The following is a 23,548-nucleotide window of genomic DNA, read 5'->3' on the forward strand; positions in this document are numbered from 1 at the left end:
GTGCCCCGTCGCGCCCCCCCGCCCCACCCCCACGTGAGTGGCAAAGCGTGCCGGGGCACACTTTGCCACTCACGTGCCTGGGGGTCGCAGCGCCTCGGCGAACGCCGCGAGGGCGTCGTTCCACAGGCACGTGACGCGGTCGATCTCCTCCTGTGTGAACACGTCTCGGCTCCACCTCCAGCTGGTGACGATTTCGGGGCCGCGCGAGTTCGACCCGACCGCGGCGATCACCTCCAGCTCGTATCGCAGAGGGAGATCCGGTTCCGGAGCGAGCGGGAGGCGTGCGTGGAGATCCCGGTCCGTGATCGGCGACCAGTCCCCCACCGTCTCCGGCCCGAAGTCGAAGCGGCCCAGATAGTTGAACTCGATCTGCGGGTCGACGGCCAACTGCGGGTCTTCGGCCGTCCACCGCAGCAGCCCGAAGTCGGTGCCCGCGTTCGGGACCGCCCCGACGTCCGCAGAGATGTCGGCGAGGATTCGGTCGAGCACCCCGCGGTCCCGCAATCCCCGGTCCGGGACGTCCGGGTCGAGCGTGTGCGCCCACCCGGCGCCGGCGCCGAGCCGCACGGGGAAGACCGTGGTGAACCATCCCACCGTGCGGGTCGTGTCGGTTCCGAAATCGGACACCAGGTGGTCGGCGCGGCCGTGCCCTTCGAGCGCGACGAGTGTGCCCGCGGCCGGGTCGTCGCCGCGCAGTCGCCGCCACTGCGCGACCGTCGCCGCGAGTGCTGCGAGCAGGATCTCCCGGACTCCGGCCGCACGAGCCACTACTGACGCGGTGACCTGCGGTGACGTGACCGTCGTGGTGACCGCGAGGGACGACGCGCGATCCACCGCCGGATCGAGACGCCGCGAACCCAGCACCGGGTCGGGACCCGCGCACTGCCGCACCCAGAAGTCACGCTGCGCCACGACTTCCGGTGTTTCCGCGCGTTCGGCCATGAGTTCGGAGAACCGCCGGTACGACGTCGCCTCCGGCGGGAGCGCCGTGCCCTCCCACGCCGCGGCGAGATCGGCGAGCAGCACGGCCCACGAGACCGCGTCGACGGCGAGGTGGTGGATCGTGAGCAGAAGCACGGGCGCACGCTGCTGCTGGGCGACACCGGGCTGCGGCCGGAACAGCACCGCCTGCAGCGGCACGCCGTGTTCGGGGTCGATCCGGTCGATGGCCGCGCGCGCCTCGGCCGCGAGGTGATCGCCGAGGGCGCCGGTCACCTCCACCGCCTGCAGCAGCGAGGCGGCCGGCACCGTCCCCGCCTCGCGCGTGACGACGCGATATCCCCGGCCGGTGCGCGTGAGAATTGCGCGCAGCACAGCGTGCGCATCGATCACCGTCTGCAGGGTGCCGGCCAGCCGGCGCTCGGTCACGTCCGCGGGGAGCCGGATCAGCTGCGTCTGGGTGAATCGGCGGAACCCGTCGCACTCGAACAACCACGACACCACCGGCAGCGGTGGCACCTCCCCGACCTCCGCGGGACCGCGCACCGCCGTGGTCGCCGCGGCACGGTCCGCCGCGGCCGCGAGATCGCGGACGGTGGGATGTGTCGCCACGAGCCGCGGGGTGATCGCGAGGCCGTGCGCTCGGACCTTGTTCACGAACGAGATGGCGGCGATGCTGTCGACACCGAGATCGAAGAAGTCCGTCGTCGCACCGATGCTGTCGGTGCCGACCAGTTCCGCGAGCAGCCTCAGCAGCAGGGCCTCGGTCGGGGTTTCCGCTTCAGCGTCTCCGTCGTCCTCGCGCCGGGCCTCGACGGCGAGGAGCGCCCGCGCGTCGAGCTTTCCGTTCGGCGTCCGCGGCAGCTCCGTCACCCCGGTGAAGCGCGACGGAATCATGTACGGCGGCAACGTGTCCGCGAGCGCGGTGCGCAGGGCGGACGGGTCGATGTCCCCGGACGAGACCACGAACGCGGTCAGTCCGGGGCCCGTCGGGCGTTCCGCGGTCAGCACGGCCGCCGACGTGACCTCGGGCAGCGCCTGCAGTGCCGCCTCGATCTCCGCGAGTTCGACGCGGTGACCGCGGATCTGAATCTGGTCGTCGCCGCGGCCGAGGTAGTCGAATGTGCCTGTCGGCGTGCGGCGTACGAGATCGCCGGTGCGGTAGAGACGTTCGCCGAGGGCGAAGGGGTGCGCGACGAAGCGCTCGGACGTGCTCCCGGGACGGTCGAGATAGCCGCGGGTCACCTGGTCCCCCGACAGGTACAGTTCCCCCGCCACGCCGTCCGGCACGAGGCGCAGGGCCGAGTCGAGAACGTACGCGCCCATCCCCGCCAGCGGGCGCCCCACCGACGGCGCCGGGGTGTCTGCGAACCCCGCGACGAGGGCGTCGACGGTCGTCTCCGTGGGACCGTAGAAATTGAAGACGTCGGTGCCCGGAAGTGCCCGGCACCGCGCCCACGCCGCCTCCCCGACCGCCTCGCCGCCGAGCCCCAGCACCGCGAGCCGGCACCGGGTCTCACCACCGTCCTCGAACAGCAGGCCCGCCGGCGCGAGCTGGGTGAACATCGCCGGGGACGTCTCGAGCATGTCGACCCCGCGCGCGACGATGCCGCGGACCAGCAGGTCCGGGTCACGCATCGCGTCGGAATCGAACAGCGCGACGGCGTGACCGTCGAGCAGGGCGAGCAGCGGCTGCCAGGATGCGTCGAATGTCAGGGACCAGGCGTGACCGACGGTGAGCGGCCGACCCAGTCGCTGCGCAGCCGGGCGGTACACGCGCCGGCGATGGTCGGCGAGGAGCCTGACGATCCCGCGATGCGTCGCGACGACACCCTTGGGCTCCCCGGTGGATCCGGACGTGAAGATGACGTACAGACTCTGCGCGGGATCGACGTCGACTCCCGGGCTCGGCGCCGGACCCGCACCAGCGAGGACCGTGGGGACGTCGACGGCGTCGAGCCCGGCGATCGCGAATTCGGGGGTGGTCAGCGCTATCCGGGCCCCGGTCTGGGTGAGGATCGAATCCCGTCGCGCCGCAGGACCGTCGACGGCGAGGGGCACGGCCGTGCCCCCGGCCTTCGCGACCGCAAACATTGAGATCAGGAACTCCGGAGACCGGGGCAGCACCACGGCGACCGCCTCCTCGGGCCGGATTCCGCGGTCCAGGAGTTCTCGCGCCAGCCGGTTGGCGGCAGCGTCGACGTCCCGGTGGGTGAGCGTGATCTCGGACGTGGTGATCGCCGCGGCGTCCGGGGTGACGGCGGCGTGATGCGCGAGGAGTCCGTGGACGGTGGCGGCGGGCGGCAGTTCGCCGCAAAGTATTTCGGGGGTCACGGCGGCTGCGAGAATCCGTTCGCGTTCGCCGGGGACGAGGATATCGATGACGCCCGGCCGTGCGTCGCCCGCACGAGGAAGTTGGCGAAGCACGTGCAGCAACCGCTCCCCGACCTCGTGCGCGCCGAGGTGCGGGAGGAGGTCGGGGCGATGTTCGACGACGAGCCCGAGCGTTCCGCCGTCCAGGTAGGGGACGAGGGTCAGCGGGTAGTGGGTGAGACTGTCCATCTCGACCGGCGTGAACGTCACCCCGTCGGGCGCGGTCACGGGGTCCGCGACACTGCCGCGGGGCGCGTTCTGGAACACCATCAAAGAGTCGAACAGGTCACCCGTGCCTGCCAGCCGCTGCACCTCGGACAGCCCGACGTACCCGTGCGTCCGCAACCGGGCGAACTCCTGTTGCAGGGCCGTGCACTGCTCGAGCACCGTCGTCGCATCGTCCAGCCGGACATGCACGGGGAGGGTGTTGATGAACAAGCCGATCATCGTCTCGACCCCGGCGAGGCTGTCGGGGCGGCCCGCGGTCGTCGCGCCGAACACGACGCTCGTGCGGTCCGTCAGCCGACCCAGCAGCAGCGCCCACGCGAATTGCGTTGCGGTGTTGACGGTCAGCCCGTGCGCACGGGTCCACTGCAGCAGGGCGTCGGTGTCCCGGGCGCCGAGAGTCAGCTCCGCCTTACCGGGAAGGGTGTCGACCCCGGCGGAGGTCCGGCGGAAACGACCCTCAGCGAGCATCGTCGGGCCGTCGATGTCCGCGAGGTGATCACGCCACGCCGTGAGGGCCGCGACCTTGTCCTGCGCTGCCAGCCACGCGATGTAGTCGCGGTACAGGCGCGGGGCGAGCAGGAGGTCGAGGGACCCGTCCGCGAGATAGGCGCCGACGAGTTCCTGCACGAAGATCGGCACCGACCAGCCGTCCATGACGATGTGGTGGGCGGTGCAGATCAACCGGAACGATGCGGGGGCCCGCCGGGCAAGCACGAACCGCAGGGCCGGACCGTTCGCGAGGTCGAACGGCCTGCGACGTTCGGCGTCGGCGAGTGCGGCCAGTTCACCGGCCGCGGCGTCGACCTCCCGCCACGGCACCGTCACCCGGGCCGGAACGATCTGCACCGGGTGCGGAAGGTCCCGGTCCCAGAAGGACACTCGAAGGTTCGGGTGTCGGCCGAGTACCGCGTCGATGCTCCGCCGCAACAGCGGAACGTCGACGGGACCGTCGATGTCGGCGACGAACTGGATCGTGTAGGGGTCGACGCCGTCGGTGATGGTGCGGGCGAGGGTGAACAATCCCTCCTGCAGCGGGCTGAGTACGAGGACGTCCTCGATCTCCGGTGCGGGGTTGTCGGTCGCGGTCATCGTCGGTCTGCTGCCTCTCGTGTGGCGATCTCCTCGTCGTCCATGCCCGCGACCTCGAGGTACACCTCGGCCACCCGTTCCAGGCGTCCGGGCACAGCGTCGTTCGCGTCCAGCCGATGCGCGAGCTCGGCCACGGTGCGGGCCGCGAAGATGTCGGCGACGGTCGCGTGCGGTGCGTCCAGCCAGTCGCGTATCCGGGCGATCGCCGTCGTTGCGAGGACGGAATCGCCGCCGAGGGCGAAGAAGTCGTCCGATGCCCCGACCTCCCGGCGTTCGAGTACGGTGCCGACGACGTCGGCGAGCGCGGCCTCCAGACTGGTCCGAGGTGCCACGAACGCAGGGGTTGCGGCGCCGTCGTCGTCGAGGACGGCCCACAAGGCACGGCGGTCCAGCTTGCCGTTCGGGGTCAGCGGGAAAGTCTCCAGAGTCACGATCCGTTCGGGGATCATCTGCGCGGGCAGGAGGGCAGCGAGTTGCCCGGCGAGATCGGAGGCCGGTGTCGTCGAGATGGTCACCGCGGCAGCGAGTTTAGGTGTCGTGGTTCCGACGATGGCGGCCACGGCAAGGTGGACGGGCGGCAGCGACCGCAACGCTGCCTCCACCTCCCCCAGCTCGATCCGGTATCCACGGATCTGGACCTGATGGTCGGCGCGCCCGAGGAATTCGAGAGTGCCGTCCGGCCAGTACCGGGCGAGATCACCGGTCCGGTACCAGCGCTGCCCGCCGACGGCGACGAATCGGTCCGCGCTCCGTTCCGGGTCGCCGCGATATCCGCGGGCCACTCCGTCTCCGCCGATCCACAACTCACCGGCCACCCACTCGGGGCAGTCGAGTCCGGCTGTGTTCACGACCCGGCACTGCACGTTCCCGAGCGGGGTGCCGTAGGGCACGGACCGCCAGAAATCCGGTGGCTCCACCACCTCGCAGATCGTCGAGTGGATGGCGGTTTCCGTCGTGCCGCCGAGGCCGGCGAACCGGCACCCCGGGAGTTGTGCCGCGACCCGCCGGGGAAGGTCGACCCCCACCACGTCGCCACCGACGATGACGACGCGCAGCGATCCCGCGAGCGCGTCACCGCCGACGGACAGCATCATGTCGAGGATGCTCGGCACGCAGTTCAGCACGGTCACCCCGTGCCGGCGAACGGCGTCGACCCAGCCGTCGGGCGACTGCCGGTTCGCGTCGTCGACGGCCACGACGGTGCCGCCCGCGGACAGGAGCCCGAAGAGGTCGTACACCGAGAGGTCGAATTCCAGCGCCGACACGGCGAGACAGCGATCCGCCGCACCGATCTCGAAGCGCGCGTTCAGGTCTGCGATCGTGTTCATCGCCGCACGATGCGGAACCTCGACGCCCTTCGGCGTGCCCGTCGAACCGGACGTGAAGAGCACGTACGCCAGTTCCTCCGGATCGGGCCGGGCCGGGTCCGGAAGGGGACTCGGATGGGTGGCCGCGGCCTCGACCGCCAGCGCCGGAATGCCGGTCCCGTCGAAGGTGGCGGGGTCGGTCGTGATCGCCGCGACCACGCCGGCCGTGGCGAGGATGCGCGCCCGGCGTGCCTCCGGCTGATGGAATCCGACGGGTACGTACACACCACCCGCGGCCAAGACTCCGAGGACCGCGACGATCTGCACCGGCCCCTGGGGAAGCTGGACGGCGACGGCGTCCCCCGCTCCGACTCCGGCGTCTGTGAGTGCCGCGCCGACACGCAACGCCCGGTCGGCCAACTCGCCGTACGTCGAGCACCCGTCGGCGCCCCACAGCACCGCCGGGTGGCCGGGGTCGACTGCCGCGTGCCCGAAGAACCCCTCGTGCAGGGTGTTCCGCGGAACGGCGACGGTGGTCGCGTTCACCCGGGTCCGGGTCTCGCGCTGGTCCGCGGGGAGCGCCGGTGCCGCACGGGCGGTCCAGAATCCGGCATCGGCGAGTCGGTCGACGGCCGCCGTGTACCGGGCGAACATCGCGTCGATCACGCCCGGCCGGAACGCGGATGTCCGTACGTCCCAGTTGAGGAGCAGCCCGCCGCTGACCTCGGTCACCTGGGCGTCGAGCAGCACCTGCGGTCCCTGCGAGATGATCCACACCGGTTCGCCGAAGATGTCGGTGGCGCCCTCGGAGAACAGCTCTCCCAGATTCAGGGCCGACGTGTAGACGACGGGGGCGAGTACCGGCTCGCCGCGGGATCGCCCGAGGTCGCGGAGTACGTCGAGTCCCGTGTAGGCGGCGTGCGCGCCCGCGGCGTGCATCGCCCGTTGCAGAGCCTCCGCCCGCTCCGACACCGACGCGGTGTCGCGCAGGTCGACCTCGAGCAGCACGGACGACGTGAAGTCGCCGACGAGACGTTCCACGTCGGGGTGGGTGTCCTCGCGGTGGAACAGCGGAAGGTTCAGCAGGAACCGCGGTTCGGTGGACCAGCGACCGATCACCTCGGCGAAGACCGAGGCGAGCGCCATCGCGGGGGTGACGCCCCGGCGATGGGATTCGGCCAGCAACCGGCTCTTCGCGGAGGCGTCCAGCCAGTGGTGGTAGCGGACGGTAAGGCACGGATCGACCCGCTCCGCCTCGGGGACGACGGGGAGTGCCGGGGCGGCAGGAAGGTCGGCGAGTCGGCTCCGCCACCAGTCACGGTCGCGTTTCGGAACAGTATGCGCGACAGACCTTTCCAGGTAGTACCGGAAACTGTAGTCCGTCGCCGGGAGCTCGCCGCCACCGTAGAGCCGGGCGAGGTCGTCTACGAGGATGCGGTAGCTCATCGCGTCGGCGGCCAGCATGTCCACGTCGAGGTGCAACCGGGCGCGGCCTCCCGGCAACCGGCTGAGCGTAATGTCGAGTACCTGCCCGTCCTCGACCGCCAGGCGCTGATGCGTCTTCATGTCGCGAACTCCGTCGAGCCGCGTCGACACGTCGTCGTCGCTGCGGTCGCGGAGATCCACCACGGTGAACACCGGTCTGCCCGGCAGTGCGAGTATCCGCTGGGTTCCGTCGGGGAGGAACTGGGCGCGCAGCATCGGGTGATGCGCCACGAGCGCGTCGACGGCGCCCGCCAACGCGACGGGATCGAGGGCCGGGCCGTCGAATTCGACGTAGAGGTGGGCGGCGACGCCACCGAGTTCCTGGCCTTCCGAGCGCCCCACCCAGTACGCGTGCTGCATGGGCGCCAATGGGAAAGCCTCACCTGCGGCGATCGGTGCGCTACCGTCGGGGCGGGCGGCCGGTTCGCGCGGCGCTCGTCGACCGAGGAGTTCGCACCACTGCTCGACCGACGGATGCGCGGCGAGTTCGGCGAAGTTCACGTCGAATCCGCGTTTGCGCCACCCGCCCGCGAGTTTCATCATCCGGATGGAGTCCAGGCCCAGCCCGATCAGGTCGGAGCCAGGTTCGATGCGTTCGGCCGGGATTCCGAGTTGTTGCGAGACCACCTCGCGGATGTCGTCCGTGGATATCCGCGCGCTTCCCATCGCTGCTCCTTCGCCGCCCGCTCGCGCCAACCGTGTCGCAACCTACGTCAGGCCGGGCATGGCACCATCGCCATCGCCGCCAGCGCGCATCCGCTCTCGTTGGTCAGCTTCCAGTTCCCGTCGAGCCATATCCACGTGATCGGCTGGAATCGGTCACCGAAGCCCACGAGCGACGTCTTCAGTTGAGCGGTGAGCAGGTCGCCGTCGACCGACACCGGACCGACGACGGTCCAGCTGTATGCGGGACCGGCGAGTGCGAGCGCGTCGGCGACCGGTCCGATCATGCCCAGACCGGCTTCGCCCGCCTCGAGTTCGCCCGCCTTGATCTCCGGCGCGGTGCCGGGGTCGAGGAGGAGTTGAAGCTTGCCGGCCAACTGCCCCTCCGACAGGACCGGCGGGGCCTGTGGGGCGACGGTCTCTTCGGCTGCCGGCGGTTCCTCCGCCACCGCGGGCGGTGGTGGCACTGCGGGTGCGGGGGCGGCAGCGGGCGGAGGCGCGACCGGCGGAGCCGACTGCACCGCGGCAGGCGGAGCGGCCGCCCCCGGCCGTGCGCTCGGGGCAGCAGACGTGGGAGCGGCCGGCGCCTGACTGGGAAATGCTGCGACGATGGTCTGCGGCGGCGCAGTGTTCCCCCTGTCCAGCAGAACCATCCCGACGACGCCGATCGAGACGACGATCGCGGAGACGACAGCGGACACTCCCGCGGCGACCGCCACGGTGACCACGGACATCGAACCGGATTTCTCTTGTGATCGCATCTCGTCCTCGCTGAGGGACACGTGCTCGACCAACGAGTTGTTAGCATAGCCTTTTCTAATTCGGCTCAGGCTGGAACGATTCCTTTCATGCGGAGTCCGAAGCAGGTTCCACCCTCGCCTCACCGAACTCACCGGCCGTCCGTGGCGCGCGGTCGCATCCGGCGAATCGCTGCCACCCTCGTGACCGGTGCGCTGGCCTTCGCGTCCGCGGCGGCCTGCGGTGAAGCGACGCCCGCCGAACCGGAATCGGGACACACCGTCACCATCGACCACACGATGGGCTCGACGACGATCGACGGGATTCCCGAACGGATCGTGGCTCTGGGCACGCAATGGCTCGATGCGACCCAGGTTCTGGGCGTCACACCGGTCGGCTACATCGACAACGTCGCACTCACCACGGGTGGCACTCCGGGGCCGTGGGAACCGGCCGAGCTGGCGAACTCGACGGCGATCGACGCCCGCGGCGATATCGTCGAACAGGTCGCGGCGCTGAACCCCGACCTCGTCCTCGCGCCCGGATTCGCCACGGACCAGCAGTCGTACGACCGGCTGAGCCGGCTCGCGCCCACGCTTCCCAGCATCAGCACGTCCCAGATCGAGTCGTGGGAGAGCCAGGTCGAGATCATGGGCCGAATCCTGGACAAGGAGGATCAGGCCCGCTCGGTCACCGACGACGTGCACGCCCGGATCGGCGAGGTCGCCGCCCGCAATCCTGGGCTGGCAGGCAAGACCTTCGCCACGACCTATCTGCACGGCCCCACGCAACTGATGGTGCTCGCCGACCCCGACGACGGCGCCGCCGACCTGTTCGCGGACCTCGGCCTGGCCCTTCCGCAGAACCTCGTCGACCAGGCAGGTGCCGGCGGGCGGATTCCGCTCTCGCCGGAACGGGTGAACGAGCTGAACGTCGACCTGCTGGTCATGACCGGCCAGGAAGGATTTCAGAGCAGCGCGACGTCGCTACCGGGCTGGGACGACCTCCCCGCGGTCCGGAAGAACGGGGTCGCCTTCCTCGACCTCGCCACGGGGACGGGCCTCAACGTCCCGTCGCCGCTGTCCATCCCCTACGTCCTCGACGCGCTCGAACCGGCCCTGGCGGGCGCCGCGCAGGGCTGACCCGTCGCGGTCAACCCCGCGCGTCCCACGACTTTCGCAGCGCCGCCAACTGGTCCGGGTCCAGTCCGGACACACTCATCGGTGCACTCGGCTCGGCGGGCTCCGGCTCCGGCTCCGCCTGCGCGGCGGCGCGGTCGCACGCCTCGGCCAGCTCGGCGAGCGTCGAATACTCGAATACCAGTTGCGGCGTCAGCACCAGACCCGCGGACCGCGCGCGGCCCGCCAACTGGATGGAGACGATACTGTCGCCGCCGAGGGTGAAGAACCCGTCGCTCCGGCCCACCTCCGTCACCCCGAGGATCTCCTCGAACAGGGCGGCCAGCGCCCGCTCGGTCGCGGTGACCGGGGGCTCGAAGTGGCCGGCGGTCGCCACCTGCGGGACGGGCAGGGACAGTCGATCGAGTTTGCCGGAGCCCGTCGTGGGCATGGTTTCGAGCGCCGTGACCGTCGCGGGCAGCATGTACCCGGGCAGCGTCCGGTCCAGGTGGGCGCGCACGGCGGCCAGGAACTGGCCCTCGTCCCGATCAGGCCCCGTGTCGCGCGGAACCACGTACCCGGCCAGCGACGTCGCACCGTCCCGGCCGTACGTCCGCGCCGCCGCCGTCGCAACCCCGGGCGCGGACCGCAACGCGTTCTCCACCTCGCCCAGCTCGATCCGGTACCCACGCACCTTGACCTGGTGATCGGTGCGCCCGGCGAAGCACAGATGGCCGTCCGGGTTCCACGACCCACGGTCGCCGGTGCGGTACAGACGCTCGCCCGCTCGATCCGGGGACGGGTGCGCGACGAAGCGTGCCGCCGTGAGCCCCGGGCGGTTCCAGTACCCCCGCGCCAATTGCGCGCCGGCCACATAGATCTCACCGACCACCCCCTGCGGCACCGGTTTCAGGGCGTCGTCGAGGACGAGCAGGCGCACGCCGGGCACCGGCCGGCCCACCCGCAGGACTCCCGGTTCCATCAGGCCGCGGACGATGGAGCCCGCGGTTTCGGTGGTGCCGTAGGCGTTCACGATGTCACTGTCCGGTGCGGTGCCTGCGAGCGCGGCGAGCAGCGACGGTGTGAGCGGTTCGCCGCTGCACACCCAGCGGGGGACCCGGCGCACGACATCGGGCGCGGTGTCGACGAGCACGGACACCGCGCTGGCCACGGCGGTGACCTGGCCGATCGGATGGCGGCCGAGGAGCCGGGCCAGGGCTTCGAGGTCGCGCGCCTCCGCGTCGTCGGCGAGGATCAGCCGCGCGCCGGCGGCAATGCCCGCGAGCAACTCGAGGCCGCCGTCGAGGAAGCTGAGCGATCCCTGCGCGAGCCGCACGTCACCCGCGTCGGGCGCATCTGCCGGCGGGTGCACCGGGAACAGCCGGGGCTGCCAGGCGAGGCGGTTCGCCATCGCCCGGTGCGTTCCGACGACCCCCTTCGGACGTCCGGTGGATCCCGACGTGAAGAGGAAGTACGCGGCCTCATCGCCCCGCGGGAACGGCAAGGTCTCCACTGCGACTCCGGCGAGGTCGTGGATTGTTGCGGGATCGTCCAGGACCAGCAGGTCCACCCCCGGCACCGGCGGCAGCGTTCCACCGACCGCGCCCGTCGTGACGACGCAGACCGGGGCGGCGTCGGCGATCATGAACGCAAGCCGCTCCGCGGGATACCGGAGGTCGAGGGGAAGGAACGCCGCGCCCGATTTCATCACCGCGACGAGTGCGACCACCATGTCGATCGACCGGGGAACCGCGAGGGCGACGAAGGTGCCGGGCCCCGCGCCCCGCCGACGCAGCAGGGCGGCGAGCCGGTCGCTGAGAACGTGCAGCCGCGGATACGTGACCGTGTCGTCGCCGCATTCGACGGCGATCACGTCGGGGCCGAATGCGCGGCTCGGCTCGAGTAGTTCGGGCACCGACGCTGGCGCCGCGGGATCGGGCGCGTCGCCGCGCGACCAGCCGAGCAGTCGTTCCCGGTCGGCAGGTGCGCTGACGTCGACGTCGCGGAGGTGCCGGTCGGGGTGGTCGGCGAACTCGGCGAGGACGCGGCCGAGCCACGTGGCGAGGCGTTCGACGGTGCGGCGATCGTAGAGGTCCGTGCGGTAGTTCAGCCCGCCGCGGAGTTCACCGTCGGTGACGTGGAAGTCGACGGTGAGATCGAACTTGGCCGTGCCGGATTCGGGCACGATCGTCGTCAGTCGAACGTCGCGGCCGACCCCGACCGCCCGCACCTCGCTGTGCGCACCCGACTCACGGAGGTGCACCAGCACCTGGAACAACGGATGCCGGGACAGCGAGCGGTCGGGCCCGAGCACGTCGACGAGTCGCTCGAACGGCAGATCCTGGTGGGAGAACGCCCCGAGCGCCGTCTCGCGGGCCCGGAGGACCGCGGTGCGCAGGGTGGGGTTTCCCGACAGATCGTTACGCAGCACCAGCGTGTTGACGAAGAATCCGACGATCTCACGGAGGTCGTGTTCGGCGCGGCCCGCGACCGGGGTGCCCAGCGGGATGTCCTCGCCCGCACCCAGTTTGGCGAGAAGCACCGCGACCGCCGTCTGCAGGATCATGAACTCGCTCGCACCGCACGTGCGGGCGAGTTCGGTGAGCCCGGCGTGCACGCGGTCCGGGACCGCGAACGTGACGGTGTCGCCGCGGCTCGAGGCGATCGGCGGGCGCGGGCGGTCGCGGAGAACCGTGGTGTCCTCCGGAAGGTCGGCCAGCACCGACCGCCAGTAGGCGATCTGCCGGCCACCCACCGTGTCGGTGGAAGTGTCGTCGTCGAGCATCTCGCGTTGCCACAGTGCGTAATCCGCATACTGCAGCGGCAGTTCGGGCCAGGCCGGTGCGGTGCCCCCGAGGCGCGCGGCGTAGGCGACGGCGAGGTCGCCGAACAGTATCGGGGCCGACCACTCGTCGCCGGCGATGTGATGGATCACGAGCGAGACGACATGTTCCCCGGGTGCGAGGCGCAGGATCCGGGCGCGGATCGGAAGTTCCGATTCGAGAACGAAACTGTGTGCGGCGGCCTCGGCGAGTTCCGCGGCGAGCCGGGATTCCCGGTCGCCGTGCGCGCCGAGGTCCACCAGCGGCACATCGATCGGCGACGGATCGTGCACCAGTTGGTACGGCTTCCCCTCGTGGTCCGGATAGGTGGTGCGCAGGATCTCGTGCCGCGCGACGACGTCGCCGATCGCCTCGGCCAGCGCGCCGGCGTCGAGGGGGCCGTCGATGCGGGCCGCGAACGGGATGTCGTACGTAGGGTTCGGCCCTTCGAGCCGGTACAGAAACCACAGCCGCAACTGCGCGTACGACAGGGGAATTCGCGGCGGCCGCTCGGCGCGCCGCAACCCGGGGCGCGGCGACGCACCGGCCGCCTCGCCCCGCGCGTCGACCAGTGCGGCGAGGCCCGCGACGGTGGGGACTTCGAAGGCGTCGCGGATGGAGACGTCGGCGCCGAACTCGGCCCGCAGCCGCGACACCAGTCGCGTCGCGAGCAACGAGTGCCCACCGAGGTCGAAGAAGGACTCGTCGACGCCGACCCGGTCGCGCCCGAGTGCGTCGGCGAAGATCGCGCACAGCCGGGCCTCGGTCGGCGTCGACGGTTCCCGGGACGGGGCCGGCGCCTGCGGTTCCGGTGCCGGCAGCGCACCGCGGTCCAGCTTGCCGTTCGCGGTGATCGGGATCTCGCGGACGACGGTGACCGTCGCCGGGACCATGTGCTCGGGGAGCGCGTCGGCGACCCGTGCGCGCACGTCGGCGGTGTCGAGCGCATCGGGCGATGCCGCGACGACGTACGCGGCCAGTGACTTCCCGGCGGCCTCCGACTCGTGCGCGATCACCACCGCCGCGGCCACCGCCGGATGCGCGGTGACGGCGGCCTCCACCTCGCCGAGTTCGATCCGGTACCCGCGGATCTTGACCTGGTCGTCGGCGCGTCCGACGAACTCGAGGTCGCCGTCGGAATTCCAGCGGGCGAGATCCCCGGTGCGATAGAGCCTTCCGCAGGGGGTGTGCGGGTCGGCCACGAAACGCTCGGCGGTCAGCGCCGGGCGACCGAGGTAGCCCCGGGCCAGCTGTGAACCGCCGATGTAGACCTCGCCCACGACGCCCGGCGGCACCAGGCCGAGCACCGGGTCGAGCACATATACCTCGGTGTTGGCCTTCGGCGTCCCGATCGGAACGGTCCTCGTTCCCTGCGCGCCCTCGACCTTGAACCGGGTGGCGGCGAGTGTGGTCTCGGTGGGCCCGTAGAAGTTGTGCAGCATGGCGTCGAACGTCGCGGTGAACTTGTCGGCGAGTTCACCCGGCAGCGCCTCCCCGCCGATCGGGACCCGGCGCAGACTCGTCCACTCCTCCGCTCCCGGCAGCATGAGGAACAACCCGAGCAGCGACGGCACGAAATGCATGGCGGTCACGTGTTCGGTCCGCAGCAGAGTCGTCAGGTACGGGATGTCGGTCAGGCCGTCCGGCTTCGGAATGACGAGCCGGGCACCGCCGAACAGGGTTCCGAAGATCTCCCCGACCGAGACGTCGAAGCTCGTCGAGGCGACCTGCAGCAGCGCGTCATCCGAGTAGGCGACGTACTCGCGTTCCATCCACTCGAAGTGCTCGACGATGGCGGCATGGGAGATGGCCACCCCTTTCGGGAGCCCGGTGGACCCGGACGTGTAGATGACGTAGGCCAGGTTTGCGGTTCGCAGCGGGCGGACGCGGTCCGCGTCGGTCGGCGGTGTCGCGGGAAAGTCCTGGGCCGCCGCCTCCGCGGCGTCCAGATCGTCCAGGGTCGAGGTCGGGCGCGCGTCGGTGAGCAGGTATTCGATCCGGTCGGCCGGGTAGGTGGGGTCGATCGGCAGGTACGCGGCGCCCGTCTGCACCACCGCCAGGGCGGCGACGACCATCTCGACGGACCGCCCGAACGGCAGTGCCACGAGATCCTCCGGGCCGATCGACTGCGCGATCAGCCAGTGGGCGAGGCGGTTGGCCCGGGCTCCGAGTTCGGCGTAGCTGATCCGGAGGTCGTCGAGTACCAGTGCCACCGCGTCCGGGGTCTCGGCGATCCGGGCCTGCACGAGGTCGGGCAGAGTCCGGGTGGCCGCCGGTGCCCGCGCGCCCCGCGACCAGTCCGACACGCGTGCCCGGTCGGCGCCGAGGAGGTCGATGACGTCGATCGGGCGGTCCGGCTCCTCGGACGCGGCCGAGAGGAACTGCACGAAGTGGCGCAGCAACTGAGCAGCGAGATTCTCGTCGAGAACCTCGGTCTGGTATTCGAGTTCGAGCGTGATGCCGTCGTCGAATTCCGCCATGACGCCGAGCGGCACCTGGGCGACGGCGCCGTGCAGGTCTGTCCGGGCGCAGGTAATTCCGGGCGGCCGGAAACCGGTGCCGATGCCGGAGCGGACTCCGAATCCCAGTCGCGGCAGCGCGTCGAGTCCCCCGCCGCGGCCGGGGTTCACCTCGCGGACCACGCGGTCGAGTCCGGCCCCCTGATGGGTGAAGGCGCCGACGGCGACGTCCCGGGTGTGCTCGACCAGGCTGCGGAACGATCCGCGCGGGTCGACCCGGTTCCGCAGGACGACCGTGTTGCCGAAATAGCCGAGAGCGCGTCCGGCTGCCGCGGGCCGGTTGACGACCGGTGTGGCGGTGAGGAGATCGGCCGACCCGGTATAGCGGTGCACCACCGCGACGAAGGCGGCGAGAAGGACCATGAACGGCGTGGCACCGGTCTTGTGTGCGAGAGCGCGCACCCGCTCGGCCACCTCGTCGGGCACGCGCCCCCCGAGGGCCGCGGACACTGCCGGGACGGCGGACGGCCGTCCGTGTTCGCCGGGCAGTTCCAGTGCCTCCGGCGGTTGCGCGTACACCGACCGCCAGTACGCGACGTCTTCGCGATCGGCGTCGGAGGTGTCGGGACGGTCGAGCACCTCCACGTCGAGATACTGGGCGGTATCGTCGCGAATCCGGAGGGCGTCGACCGGGGCGGTGCTCTCGTAGGCCTCGCCGAGGTCGGCGAAGAAGAGCCCCCAGGAATCGTCGTCCCACGCGATGTGGTGCGCGACGAGCAGCAGCACGTGCCGATTCGGAGCGGTGCGAATCACCGTCGTGCGCAACGGGGGGTCGGTCGTGAGGTCGAACGGCCGGGCGAATTCCTCGGCGGCCAGGCGCCCGATCTGCTCGTCGCGTTCCCCGACCGCCAGACCGGACACGTCGTGCACGGTCCACGCGGGTGTTCCCCGTTCGGCCACCACCTGGAACGGGGTCCCGTCGGCGTCGGTGTGGTATGTCGTGCGCAGGAGGTCGTGGCGGGCCGTCACCGTCTGCACCGAGCGGAACAGGCGGTCGGTGTCGAGCGCGCCCTCGAGTTCGACACCGACACCGATGTTCAGTGCGGCGTGGGTGGGGTCGAGGTCGTGGACGAACCACATGCGTCGCTGGCCCTCGGACAGCGGGAACCGGGATCGCGGATCTCGCTTCCGGACGGCGTGCGCACGGACGGTATCGGCGGTGAGATTACGCTCGGTGAGCTTGCGGCGCAACAGAGTCCGTCGCCGCTCCTGCGCGGCCAGATTCGGGTCGACATCGCTGGGTGACACCGTCGGAGGGTCCTTCCCACGTTCCGATGGCTTTTGCCGATTCGGGTAGGCAATCAGGGTTGCCTTCCCTAGAATGGGTGAGCCTAGCCTAAATGAAACCACTCCGAGATTTCCGGCGAACAGCAATTTCGACCGCCTCAGCCGGCAACCGAGAGAGGCGGGACCCCGATGACCGGATTCGAATCGACCGACCTGCTGTATCGCCAGATACGTACCGGGCTACCAGCCGACGTGCTGGCGGTCCCCGCCCCGCCCGTACCCCAGCTCGGCGACCCCTACGAAGTGCGCATACCCGACCCCGACGGACCCGATCCGGAGGTGATCGCCGACTGGATGCAGCGCCCCCACCTGGTCGAAGCCTGGGATTCGGCCTGGCCGGTGCCACGGTGGCGCGACTATCTCCGGGCCCAGCTCGCGGGTAGCTACTCGGTGCCCCTGATCTACACCCAGCTCGGCGTCGGCTCCGCCTATGTCGAGCTCTACCGGGCCGCCCAGGACAGCATCGCCCGGTGCTACTACGCCGATCCGCACGACATCGGCGTGCACATCGCCATCGCGGACGACGACAACACCGGCCGTGGACTGGGGCCCGCCGCGTTCGCACCCGGCGTCCTCGCGGTCTTCCGGGATGACCCGCAGTGCAATCGGATCATGTACGACCCGGACCACCGCAACGCGTCCGCACGCCGGGCGCTCGAGTCGGTGGGAGCGACGTTTCTCGGCGAACACGAGACCGCGAATCGGCGTCGCGCCCTGTACGCCACCGTCCGGGCGCCCGAGTTCGTCCCGACAGCGCGCACATGAGCGAAAATACAGACCACCGAGTCGGTTTCGTTCCGTTCCCCGACGCCGACTCCGACCGATACCGGGCGTGCGGATACTGGCGGGGCGAACCACTCGGTGACATCCTGCGGCGTGCCGCGCACCGCTGGCCGCAACGCCCGGCCATCCTGGCCGACGACACGACCACCTACGCGCAACTCGATTCGGCGGCCGACCGGATGGCCTCGGGATTGATGCGGATGGGCTTCGCCCCCGGCGACCGGGTCGTCGTCCAGCTCCCCAACGTTCCCGAATTCGCAGTGGTGTTCTTCGGGCTGCTCCGGGCCGCCGCCATCCCCGTGCTGTGCCTGCCCGCACACCGCGAACGGGAGATCGGACACCTCGCCGCACTGTCGGGTGCGATCGGTTATGTGGTCGCCGACCGCGTCGGCGGGTACGACTACCGCGAGCTGGCACGGGCCGTGCGCGCCGCCGCGCCGTCCGTCGAACACGTCCTCGTGCACGGCGACGCCAGGGAATTCACCTCGCTGGCGTCGGTTCCCGCCACTGTTCGCGAGCTCCCCACCGTCGATCCGGCCGACGTCGCGGTGCTGCTGATCTCCGGGGGGACGACCGGTGTTCCCAAACTCATCGCCCGCACACACGACGACTACGCGTACAACGCGCGGGCGAGCGCAGAGGTGTGCGCCCTGACCGGAGACGACGTCTACCTCGTCGCATTGCCTGCCGCACACAACTTCCCACTCGCCTGCCCCGGCATCCTCGGCACGTTCGGTGTCGGCGGCGCCGTGACGTTCCTCGCCGACCCGAGCCCCGAGTCCGCATTCGCCGCCATCGAACGACACCGCGCCACCGTCACCGCCGTGGTGCCGCCGCTCGCGCAACTGTGGTGCACCGCCACCGAATGGGAATCCGCCGATCCGGGTTCGCTGCGGCTGCTGCAGGTCGGCGGTGCGAAGCTGGCCGAGAACGCGGCCCGTGAGGTCCGGCCGCGGCTGGGTGCCGCGCTGCAACAGGTGTTCGGGATGGCCGAGGGGCTGCTGAACTACACGCGGCTCGACGACCCCGACGATCTGGTCGCGACCAGCCAGGGCCGGCCGCTGTCCGAACTGGACGAGGTCCGGATCGTCGACGACGCCGGCAACGACGTCCCCGCCGGAACGGAGGGCGAGTTGCTCACACGCGGTCCCTACACGATCCGGGGGTACTACCGCGCCGCCGAGCACAACGCCCGCGCCTTCACCGCCGACGGCTTCTACCGCAGTGGCGACCTGGTCCGCCGACTGCCGTCCGGTCACCTGGTCGTCACCGGCCGCATCAAGGACGTCATCAACCGGGGCGGCGAGAGCGTGTCCGCCGGCGAAGTGGAGGAGCACCTGCTCGCGCATCCGGCCGTGGTCCAGGTCGCGGTGATCGGCCTGCCCGACGACGATCTGGGTGAACGAGTCTGTGCAGCAATGGTCGTCGACGACACCCTGCCCACCCTCGCGCAGCTCAAGGACTTTCTGACCGGACGCGGTCTGGCACCGTTCAAGCACCCCGACCTGCTCCACGTCGTCGAGCACCTGCCGGTCACGGCAGTCGGGAAGATCGACAAACGTGCGGTTGCCGCGGACATCGGATGAGTGCGGTGACCGGCGGCGAGGACCCCCTGTGGGTCGCGAGGAACGGAGATCCCGTGGCGGCGGTCGCCCGCCTCGCATCGGCGGGCGGATTCGACGACTACGTGGTCTACGAGCGTCCGGGAGAGTGGACCTTCGCCGGCGGGACCCGCGGGGCGATCGAACTCGACTCCGACTCGTTGCGCGTCCGGTGGGACCGACAGGACCGCGTGTCGGCGTGGTCCGGGCTGCCCGCCCGGGCCCTCGACGACGCGTTGAGTTCACTTCCCGTCGACGGGCAGAGCGTCTACGGCTGGATCGGCTTCGAATTCTGCGCGTATCACCTGCGGTCCGCGGCGCGCCTGCAGGCGCCGACCAAGCTGGCCCGGCTTCTCGTCCCACACATCGAAGTTCGCGTCACCGAGTCGGGAGCCCGGATCGACGGCGGCGACGACGCCACGCGCGCCCGGGTCCGCGAACTCCTCCTCACGCCCACGGTGGACCCGCCTCCCGCCACCGGCGCGGTCGACGTGCGAACCGACCCGACGTCCTATCGCGACCGCGTCGCCAAGGCCGTCGAGGAGATCCGCTGCGGCGCTTACCAGAAGGTTATTATCTCGCGGGAGATCACGGTCCCGTTCGCGGTCGACCTCCCCGCCACCTATGTCCGGGGACGCACCCACAACTCCCCCGCCCGGTCGTTCCTCCTCCGGCTCGGTGGGCTCGCGGCCACCGGCTTCAGCCCGGAGTTGGTCGGCGCGGTCGACGCCGCCGGCCTCGTCACCACCGAACCGCTCGCCGGCACCCGCGCATTCGGCCGCGGCGCGGATCTCGATCTCCTCGCCCGCACCCAGCTGGAGACGGACCCGAAGGAGATCACCGAGCACGCGGTCTCGGTTCGTGCCTCGTTCGCCGACGTCGCCTCGATCGCCGAGCCGGGAAGCCCCTGCGTCTCGGATTTCATGTCGGTCCGCCAGCGCGGCAGCGTCCAGCATCTGGCTTCCACCGTCCAGGGGCGATTGGCGCGGGGCCGCACCAACTGGGAGGCGCTCGAAGCGCTGTTCCCGTCCGTGACGGTCTCCGGCGTGCCGAAGGCCGTTGCCGTCGACGCCATCTTCCGCCTCGACGAAGCCGCGCGCGGATTGTATTCCGGTGCGGTCGTGCGTGTCTCACATCGGCGATCGCTCGAGGCGGCCCTCGTCCTGCGGGCCGTGTACGCCGAGAACGGCCGGACGTGGCTGCGGGCCGGTGCCGGCGTGATTGCACAGTCGTCGCCGGACCGAGAGTTCGAGGAGACCTGCGAGAAGTTCGCCAGCATCGCGCCCTATCTCGTTCCTGCGCGAGAGTGATCGGCCCCGGTGCACCGGAACAGAGACGGCGAAACACACCCACGAAGGGTAGCTATGCAGGCAGAGACAGCGGCAGAGGGAACAGTCCGGCGGGCCCGGGCGGCCCGCGCCACCACCAGCGAATGGGACCAATCGCGCACCGACGACGTCGTCCGGGCCGTCGGCTGGGAATGCTTTCGGGCCGAAAACGCTTCCCTGCTCGCCCGGCTGGCCGTCGACGCGACCCGGATGGGCGACGTCGTCGACCTGTTCACACTGCACCGGAAGAGGGTCCTCGGCACTCTGCGGGACATGCACGGGCAGCGCACCGTCGGGGAGGTCGCGCGCGATGCCGCCCGCGGCACAGTGACGTGGGCCAAACCGCTGGGCGTGATCGCGGTCGTCGTGCCGGCGACAGCGCCGTGCACGGCCGTCGCGACCAATGTGCTGTCGGCGCTCAAGACCCGCAACGCGGTCGTGATCGGTTCCCACCCGGTGGCTGCGGCCGCCGTGGCGGTCGCGGTCGAACAGATCCGGACCGGTCTGCGGCGCACCGGCGCCGACCCGGATCTGGTGCAACTACTGGACGCCCCCGACCGCGAACTCACGTCCGCCCTGATGGCGGCCGCAGACTTCGTGGTCGCGACGGGCGGGCGGAACACCGTGCAGCGGGCGTACCGCAGCGGGACGCCCGCGGTCAGCGGCGGATCCGGCAACGCGACCGTGATCGTCGACGACCTGGCCGACATCGGCGACGCCGCGTCGAAGATCATCGCGGGCGCGGCGTTCAACAACGGGACCTCGTGCTCGTCGGAGAGCAACGTCCTAGTGGACCGGAGCCGGCTCGAACCACTCGTCCGCGCGCTGGTGTCGTGCGGCGGATGGTTGTGCACGGAGGAGCAGGCCGCCCTCGTGCAGCGCACACTCTGGCGCGACGGGGTGCACGACCGGACGCTCGTCGGCCGCCCGGCCAGGGTGATCGCCGACCGTTGCGGCTTCGAGCCACCGGCGCACCACGCGGTGGCGGGTCTGATCGTCCAGCGTCCGCGGCCCGAACCCGGCCACCCGCTCTTCACCGAGAAGCTGACGCCGCTCGTCACCGTCGCCCCGTATTCCGACTTCGGCTCGGCGGTAGAGCAACTCGGGCGCATCCTCGCTCACAGCGGGGCGGGACACAGCTGCGGCATCTACACCGGTGACGACGAGGTCGCCCGGGACCGGGTCGCGCAATTGGCCGCCGCGACGGACGTCTGCCGGGTGATGGTGAACCAGTCCACGATGGGGAACGCCGGAAGTTTCGACAACGGTGTCGCGTTCACGTCGACCGTGTCCAGCGGAAGCTGGGGTGGTTGCAGCCGGTCGGTGAACATCACCTTCCGCCACTTCCTGAACACGACGACGGTGTCCTACCCGCTTCCGCCGGTGGTGCCCGACCTGGCGGAGATATTCGGCGCCGAACTGGACGAGGAAGACAGCGTTCCACTGCCGGCGCCGGGACGGCCGGGACCATGACCGGGCAGTCCAGGGGGATACCCGGCGACCCAGTCGTTCTCGACATCGTCGGCGTCGGATTCGGTCCGTCCAACCTGTCCCTCGCGATCGCGGTCGCGGAACACAACTCCGCCTGCCCACCGGGAGAGCGAATCGGCGCCCTGTTCTTCGAGAGCCAGGACAGATTCTCGTGGCATCCGGGGATGCTGCTGGACGGCGCGACGATGCAGGTCGCTTTCCCGAAAGACCTGGTGACACTGCGGAACCCGACGAGCCGGTACACGTTCCTGAATTACCTGTTCGTTCGCGGCCGCCTGGTCGATTTCGTCAATCACCAGACCTTCTTCCCGTCACGGTACGAGTTCCAGGACTACCTGCGGTGGGCGGCCGAGCAGGTCGATGCGGACGTCCGTTACGAGTCGTCCGTGCAGCGAGTGCGCCCGCTCTTCGACGACCGGGGCGTCGCCGACCAGTTCCTGGTCGAGACGGCCGATGGAACACAGGTCCGGACCCGAAACGTGGTGCTGGGTACCGGTCTGGCGCCCCGGATTCCGGACTGGGTGACCCCGTCGGCTCGCTGCTTCCACAACAAGGATTTCCTCACCCGGATGGCGGAACTACCCGAGCCGGTACACGGGCGGTTCGTCGTGCTCGGCGCCGGACAGAGCGCGGCAGAGGTCGTCCAGTACCTCCACGCCACCTATCGAGACGCCGAGATCCACAGCGTGTTCGCCCGATTCGGCTACAGCCCGGCCGACGACAGTCCCTACGCCAACCGGATCTTCGACCCCGGCACCGTCGACGAATTGCATCGTGCACCCCCGCAGGAGCGCGACCGGCTTCTGCGATTGCACCGTGGCACCAACTATTCGGCGGTCGACTCCGAACTCATCGACGCCCTCTACGCCACGGAGTATCAGGAACGGGTCCGGGGCGAGCGCCGCCTGTTCATGCGCCGGGCCTCCACGATCGCCGACACCGTCGAGACGGACCGCGGGCTCGAGGTCTCGATCCGGAATCTGCTGGACGGAAGCGTCGAGACGTTGACGTGTGACGCCGTCGTGCTGGCAACGGGATACACCCCGGCGCCGCTGCGCCCGCTGTTCGGCGACTTCCTGCCCTCGACCGAGTCGTCGCGGGAGGTGTCCCGCGACTATCGCCTGCGGACCGACCCGTGCCTGCGAGCGGGCATCTACCTCCAGGGTGGAACCGAAACCACGCACGGGATCACGTCGTCGCTGTTGTCCAATGTCGCGGTCCGGGCCGGTGAGGTCCTGCATTCGGTGCTCGCCCATCGCGCCACCCCCACGTGAGCGGCAACGCCCCCAGGTGAGCGGCAAAGTGTGCCGGGGCACGCGTTGCCGCTCACGTGGGGGGTTGGTCGAGCCGGCTGCGGTAGAACAGCACCGTCACGGCGACCACCGCTTCGAGCGCGGCCGTCGCGAGTGCCGCCGACATGGCGGGTGACATCACATGGGTCATCGGAGCCGTCGCCGCCGCATGCATCGCGTGCCCGTGGTGGCTGCCACCTCCGGAACCGGGACTCATCACGGTCAGGTGCAGTGCGATCATCCCGACGTTCATCATCGCGACCAGTCCCCAGTCCCGGTTCGAACCCCGCGTCCACAGGTGCCCCGCGCAGTACAGGCATCCGAGGATCATCGCGAGGGTCACCACCCCGACCATCGGCGAAGACGCCGCATGCTCACCGAGTGTCCCGGCGTGCAGCCCCGCCGTGGCGACCGCGAGGCCCGCGGCCGCCCGCCGCCACCAGTGGCTGGTGCGGCGGGCGGCCGGAGTGAAGACGGTAGACACG

The 23,548-nt window shown here is 70.6% G+C and carries 11 protein-coding genes; 6 read left to right on the plus strand and 5 right to left on the minus strand.

Translation table 11 applies throughout. From position 1 onward, the window contains the following. Nucleotides 1-69: 69 nt before the first annotated feature. The 3 genes from ROP_RS11555 to ROP_RS11565 are packed head-to-tail and all read right to left on the minus strand — an operon-like array spanning nt 70 to nt 8,845. Complete coding sequence (locus ROP_RS11555) at nt 70-4,629, minus strand: non-ribosomal peptide synthetase (RefSeq protein ID WP_012689526.1); 4,560 nt, start codon at nt 4,627-4,629, stop codon at nt 70-72. Beyond that, nucleotides 4,626-8,087 carry a non-ribosomal peptide synthetase gene (locus ROP_RS11560; RefSeq protein ID WP_012689527.1) on the minus strand — a complete coding sequence of 1,154 codons (3,462 nt, stop codon included), beginning with the start codon at nt 8,085-8,087 and terminating at the stop codon, nt 4,626-4,628. Before ROP_RS11560 ends, ROP_RS11555 begins: the two co-directional genes overlap by 4 nt. Before the next feature lie 47 nt (nt 8,088-8,134). Beyond that, a complete protein-coding gene (locus tag ROP_RS11565) occupies nt 8,135-8,845 on the minus strand; it encodes a hypothetical protein (protein WP_043826447.1) in 711 nt (236 codons plus the stop codon). A gap of 141 nt (nt 8,846-8,986) precedes the next feature. On the opposite strand from ROP_RS11565, the gene ROP_RS11570 reads away from it, so the two are divergent. Beyond that, the gene (locus tag ROP_RS11570; protein WP_012689529.1) at nt 8,987-9,964 is read left to right on the plus strand and encodes an ABC transporter substrate-binding protein; all 978 of its coding nucleotides are present in this window, start codon (nt 8,987-8,989) and stop codon (nt 9,962-9,964) included. Nucleotides 9,965-9,974: 10 nt separating this feature from the next. On the opposite strand, the gene ROP_RS11575 is transcribed toward ROP_RS11570, so the two are convergent. After that, nucleotides 9,975-16,529, minus strand: a complete 6,555-nt coding sequence (locus ROP_RS11575) for a non-ribosomal peptide synthetase (RefSeq protein ID WP_167315955.1) — start codon at nt 16,527-16,529, stop codon at nt 9,975-9,977. Nucleotides 16,530-16,697: 168 nt separating this feature from the next. On the opposite strand from ROP_RS11575, the gene ROP_RS11580 reads away from it, so the two are divergent. Genes ROP_RS11580 through ROP_RS11600 form a run of 5 tightly spaced genes read left to right on the plus strand, consistent with a single transcriptional unit; the run spans nt 16,698 to nt 23,045 of the window. Continuing rightward, nucleotides 16,698-17,333, plus strand: a complete 636-nt coding sequence (locus ROP_RS11580) for a GNAT family N-acetyltransferase (protein WP_012689531.1) — start codon at nt 16,698-16,700, stop codon at nt 17,331-17,333. Beyond that, the gene (locus ROP_RS11585) at nt 17,330-18,937 is read left to right on the plus strand and encodes a (2,3-dihydroxybenzoyl)adenylate synthase (protein WP_012689532.1); all 1,608 of its coding nucleotides are present in this window, start codon (nt 17,330-17,332) and stop codon (nt 18,935-18,937) included. The genes ROP_RS11580 and ROP_RS11585 overlap by 4 nt, the downstream gene beginning before the upstream one ends. Next, nucleotides 18,934-20,262: a salicylate synthase gene (locus tag ROP_RS11590; RefSeq protein WP_012689533.1), complete on the plus strand. Its 1,329-nt coding sequence runs from the start codon at nt 18,934-18,936 to the stop codon at nt 20,260-20,262. Before ROP_RS11585 ends, ROP_RS11590 begins: the two co-directional genes overlap by 4 nt. A gap of 54 nt (nt 20,263-20,316) precedes the next feature. Beyond that, entirely contained in the window at nt 20,317-21,753 is a 1,437-nt protein-coding gene (locus tag ROP_RS11595) for an aldehyde dehydrogenase family protein (protein WP_012689534.1), read from the plus strand. Next, on the plus strand, nt 21,750-23,045 hold the full coding sequence (locus ROP_RS11600) for a lysine N(6)-hydroxylase/L-ornithine N(5)-oxygenase family protein (RefSeq protein WP_012689535.1): 1,296 nt from the start codon (nt 21,750-21,752) through the stop codon (nt 23,043-23,045). Before ROP_RS11595 ends, ROP_RS11600 begins: the two co-directional genes overlap by 4 nt. Before the next feature lie 52 nt (nt 23,046-23,097). Here the strand turns inward: ROP_RS11600 and ROP_RS11605 are convergent, their stop codons facing one another. Further along, nucleotides 23,098-23,547, minus strand: coding sequence for a hypothetical protein (locus ROP_RS11605; protein ID WP_012689536.1), 450 nt, complete (start codon nt 23,545-23,547; stop codon nt 23,098-23,100). Nucleotide 23,548 lies beyond the last annotated feature (1 nt).

It is taken from the genome of Rhodococcus opacus B4 (assembly GCF_000010805.1).
Classification (GTDB): Bacteria; Actinomycetota; Actinomycetes; order Mycobacteriales; family Mycobacteriaceae; genus Rhodococcus_F; species Rhodococcus_F opacus_C.

Bases quoted from the DNA above. Each gene is read 5' to 3' on its own strand.
- ROP_RS11585 (WP_012689532.1), top strand. From the start codon at position 17,330: ATGAGCGAAAATACAGACCACCGAGTCGGTTTCGTTCCGTTCCCCGAC.
- ROP_RS11600 (WP_012689535.1), top strand. From the start codon at position 21,750: ATGACCGGGCAGTCCAGGGGGATACCCGGCGACCCAGTCGTTCTCGAC.
- ROP_RS11560 (WP_012689527.1), bottom strand. From the start codon at position 8,087: ATGGGAAGCGCGCGGATATCCACGGACGACATCCGCGAGGTGGTCTCG.
- ROP_RS11555 (WP_012689526.1), bottom strand. From the start codon at position 4,629: ATGACCGCGACCGACAACCCCGCACCGGAGATCGAGGACGTCCTCGTA.
- ROP_RS11595 (WP_012689534.1), top strand. From the start codon at position 20,317: ATGCAGGCAGAGACAGCGGCAGAGGGAACAGTCCGGCGGGCCCGGGCG.
- ROP_RS11590 (WP_012689533.1), top strand. From the start codon at position 18,934: ATGAGTGCGGTGACCGGCGGCGAGGACCCCCTGTGGGTCGCGAGGAAC.
- ROP_RS11565 (WP_043826447.1), bottom strand. From the start codon at position 8,845: ATGCGATCACAAGAGAAATCCGGTTCGATGTCCGTGGTCACCGTGGCG.
- ROP_RS11580 (WP_012689531.1), top strand. From the start codon at position 16,698: ATGACCGGATTCGAATCGACCGACCTGCTGTATCGCCAGATACGTACC.